The sequence below is a fragment of the bacterium genome (assembly GCA_024228115.1).
Lineage (GTDB): Bacteria > Myxococcota_A > UBA9160 > UBA9160 > UBA6930.
This window is the reverse complement of sequence record JAAETT010000156.1, coordinates 1-3,249: the sequence shown is the minus strand read 5'-3', so window position 1 is coordinate 3,249 and position 3,249 is coordinate 1. Positions and strand designations below refer to the sequence as shown.

Annotated in this window: 3 protein-coding genes; 1 reads left to right on the top strand and 2 read right to left on the bottom strand. The window is 60.4% G+C overall.

All coding sequences use genetic code 11. The annotated features are described in order from the left end of the window. Nucleotides 1-532: 532 nt before the first annotated feature. A complete protein-coding gene (gene mcrC, locus GY937_07845) occupies nucleotides 533-1,585 on the bottom strand; it encodes a 5-methylcytosine-specific restriction endonuclease system specificity protein McrC (GenBank protein ID MCP5056629.1) in 1,053 nt (350 codons plus the stop codon). 100 nt (nucleotides 1,586-1,685) lie between these two features. Between mcrC and GY937_07840 the strand changes: the two genes are divergently transcribed. Then, complete coding sequence (locus GY937_07840) at nucleotides 1,686-2,513, top strand: hypothetical protein (protein ID MCP5056628.1); 828 nt, start codon at nucleotides 1,686-1,688, stop codon at nucleotides 2,511-2,513. A 46-nt stretch (nucleotides 2,514-2,559) separates the two neighbouring features. Here GY937_07840 and GY937_07835 read toward each other — a convergent pair whose 3' ends face one another. Beyond that, a complete protein-coding gene (locus GY937_07835; protein MCP5056627.1) occupies nucleotides 2,560-2,796 on the bottom strand; it encodes a hypothetical protein in 237 nt (78 codons plus the stop codon). Nucleotides 2,797-3,249 lie beyond the last annotated feature (453 nt).

The following is a 3,249-nucleotide window of genomic DNA, read 5'->3' as shown; positions in this document are numbered from 1 at the left end:
ATCTCCCGCCACTCTTCGCTCGACCGTCTCACCTTGCCGTTCGCTTGCACCCGCACGCCGCCTCCTTCTGGATTGTCATGCGGTGGGTCTACATCGTGACGGCGAGCCGGGGAAGAACGTCGATGTCTGACCGCTTACAGAGTCGGAGGTAGTACGTTGGGGTTGGATAAGAGCCTACGCGGCTGATTTTCGCAGGACATCCGGGTGCTTGGCGACGGCCAACTGAACATCCCGAGCCCCTCTGAGGCTCGAAAACGACGGTATTCGCTGTTTCTCGGCTGGGCTTCTCCTCGATCCCACCCTGGGTACGTGTTTACAGTCTTTCGTCCAGGGAATGCCGATTAGAGCGGATTGACAGCAGTACGGAACTTGTTCTCAGCCTCGATCAGTCGAACCAAGACTTCACATCGTTCAATGGTCTAGGAACCCTATAGAACCGGAAGGGGGGGTGCCCCCTTCTTCCGCGTGGCGTCTGCTCAACATATCCGGCTCGCCCGATCGAAATGGAAAACGGGTAGAACCCGGTGCAGCGTCACAACCCCGCGTCCGCCACCAACTCCATCAACTTCTCCTCGATCCCAGGCCACTCCTGGGAAAGATCCAATGTGCACACCCGAATCCGGTGGCCCTGAATCTGGTACTCCAGCGCAAGATCCTCATCCACCGTCGGATAGAGGATCATGCCCTCAGCAGTGGCATCCGGTCCGCCTCTTGCTTCCATGTTTTTCAGGTACGAGAACAACTGATACAGGTGGCCGGAGCGGATCTTCTTTGAGTCAAAGTAGCTGGCTAGGGCCTGCTGGTAGTACTTCGCCTCAATAATCAGTGTGCGACCTCCCCCGCGAATGGAAATATCCATCTCCATCGATGGCAGGAATTCACGTGACTCTTCGATCGCGTGATCGACCTCCCACGAGATCTTCTCCTTTCGGACGTCGAGGTCGGCGCGTCTGACGCGAAGGAAGTTCAGTATGAAGCTCTCGAACAGTCGTGCCATCTGCTTCGGTTCTCTCCTAAAGTCCCGAAAACGGTAGGAGCCAGATCGCTCATCCACGAGGAGCGAACCTGCGACCAATTCGCAGATGCTGAGAAGGAACCTGTAGAAGCGCGCGTTTCCATGAAGTTGAATCTGCCGGAAAGCCAGCCTGGAGAGCCGAGTTCTCTCGATGCCGTTTAGACTCTGGTATGAACCGTTCACAAGGTGCTTCAAGTCGGGATCAACGCTCTCCACGAGGGCCAACCTCCGAAGTGTCTCCCGGATGATCTGGTTTGCCGGTGTGTTCGGCGTCAGTTCGTCATAGGTGCAGATCGCCCGCCCGTGAACCGGCAAGAAGCGGCGCGCCGAAGATGCGATCTCTATTCGGCCTCGTATCGATCGAAGCTCCTCAGTGGCTTCGTCGTAGCCGCGTTGTAGGCCACGCCGCTGTACGTGGCGCACTCCAGAAACAAGTACCGAAGCAAAGAGATCCACCAGCTCAGCCGACTCGATCCCTGAGACATCGACCACTTCACCCTCGGCTAGCCGATTCCATGCATAGCAGAGGAGGAAATAGACGTTCCGGATCGGGATCTGCGAAGGCGTCAAGTTAGACTGCTAGCAGCTCTTCGATCTTTCGCAGGGAAGGGGACCGCCATCCGGCGGTTCTCCTTCCCTTTTTTGTTGCGCTTCCTCAGGAAAGGAATGGATGATGTTGCTCTCGATTACCGGCCCCCGGATGAGCCTCCTTGCACTCCTGACCTTCATGTTGACAGCGAGCGGAGCTGGCTCCCTGACGCTCGATCTCGCCGACATGGTGGGCGGAGGGGACGGGACCGGCACCGGGACCGCCGATTCCGGAATCAACCTGACTACCGGTGCCGCAACGACGGGTCATTCGAACGAGCTCTCCGCGCCGACGAATACGTACGTGACCGCCGCCGGAAACGCCTTCGTCGATGGTGTGTTCGTGCCCGACGGAGGCGCCGGGGGAACGGCGGTCATCGCTGTCTCGTCCACGGGTACGACGGCAACCGGGATCTCGGACTCCACGGGTTTCGGGGGCTTCGATCCCAACCACACCTGGGACCATCCCTGGAACGGCGACAACGCCCTGGTCTCGACGACCCTGACGGGCACGGTGCTCGGTGCCCACGCCAACAAGGGCATCACCTTCGACCTCGACGCCATCGAGGCGGCGAACCCCGGATTGCAGGTGACCTCCGCAAGCTTGACCGCAGCGATGGGGACGAACGCGGGCGGCCTGGTGGACTACTACGCGTTCCTGGACGGCAGTCTTGCGGGCTCGACGACGATCGGTCCGAACCAGTCCAACACCACGAGCGCTCTTGGCAGCATCAACATCTTGCCCGGCCAGCGGTTCTTGACGCTCGTGACCTCCTCAGCGGGCGAGATCAACAACGATTGGTCGTTCTGGCTCGATCCGACGATCGAGCTGCTGGTGCCCGAGCCTTCGCTGACCATGCTCCTCGGCGCCGCCGGACTCTGTCTGATCGGGGGGCGCCGAAGAAGCTGAGCGGCAGGACCCGCCAGTCCCTCTGCCCCTCGCCGTGACCGGACGGCTACAGGGAACGCACGTCGTGCCCTCGGGCGCACTCGAGGACGTCGACCCGCGCGAGGGCGGCCAAGCCCGCCGGCCTCTCACACTGCGACCGCGTGAGGTTGAACGCGACGGCTTCCGTGTTTGGACGGACACGCTCAGAGACGAGCGTGAAGCTGGAAAGCGGTGCCCGCCGAATGTAGGTACAGCCCAGCAGCAGCAGAAGGAGAAGAAGAGGAGAAATCAGGAGGCGGGCCATGGCGGCGGCCATTCTCGCGTGCAGGCGACTGAGAATCAAGGCATGACAAGCATGCCGGGCCAACAGGTTGGCGGTGGAGGATGGAGCGCATCCCCTTGTCGGCCTGCAGGGCCTAGCCCACGCTGAGAACTATGCCCGGTCGGGACAGGCTGCCTGGTCTGACTAACGTTCCGCAAGTGGCGAGAGTCCGGCGAGAATCGGCAGGGCGTCCACACGAGAAGAGATGCTGTTGGTGACACCAGTCTGGTTTCTGCCTGGACTGAGTGACATCTCCGTTCACAGGAGCTGTGAGCATTCTGCCCGGGTCTCACACCACCTAGCCTGAACTATGCACGAAAGTTGGCTGAGAAGCTGGCTTTCCAATGTTTCAGCGTGCCGCGCGGCGATTGACGCTGACGGATCTCGTTTTGGGTGGTCGATGCCCATTCCGTGGCGCGAATGCGGAGTGTGCTT

Coding starts and splice junctions, on each gene's coding strand:
- GY937_07840 (MCP5056628.1), top strand. CDS start 1,686: ATGATGTTGCTCTCGATTACCGGCCCCCGGATGAGCCTCCTTGCACTC.
- GY937_07835 (MCP5056627.1), bottom strand. CDS start 2,796: ATGGCCCGCCTCCTGATTTCTCCTCTTCTTCTCCTTCTGCTGCTGCTG.